The 503-nt window shown below is 32.2% G+C and carries 1 protein-coding gene; it reads left to right on the top strand.

The genetic code is table 11. The features are described from left to right. Positions 1-48: 48 nt before the first annotated feature. Positions 49-503 (top strand): LemA family protein (locus RV04_RS12965; RefSeq protein ID WP_143139517.1); only part of this gene is annotated, 455 nt, incomplete at its 3' end.

The raw sequence follows: 503 nt of genomic DNA on the forward strand, positions 1-503 counted from the left end.
TTAACAATTGAATATATTGAAAAAGAGATTAAGTGACGGAGGGATTAAATGGCAACATTATTATTAGTCATTTCGATTGGGATTATAGTCATGGGTGGTTTGTTGTTAACGGCGAGTTACGACTATGACGGATTAGGCTTCTCATTGGTGTGTATAGGAGCTCTAGCGGGAATATTGTTTAGTATAACTATTATAGTGAATTTAGATATTGTTGCATCGGGAAAAGTCATTGGTGAAAAAATATCAATGTATCAAACAGAAAACAGCAAAATTGAATCGCAAGTAGATGTTCTTGTTAAACAATACATGGAACATGAGAATGATACTTTTGATAAAGCAAAAGGAACAGATTCAATGACTCTCATTTCGCTATATCCAGAACTAAAATCAGATACATTGGTTAAAGAACAGATCAAAATTTACAACAAGAATAATTATCAAATCAAAAAGCTAAGAGAGAATAAAATTGATGTCTCAGTAGCTAAATGGTGGCTATATTTCGG

Origin of the sequence: Enterococcus hermanniensis (assembly GCF_001885945.1) — a bacterium.
In the GTDB taxonomy this organism is placed as follows: domain Bacteria; phylum Bacillota; class Bacilli; order Lactobacillales; family Enterococcaceae; genus Enterococcus_A; species Enterococcus_A hermanniensis.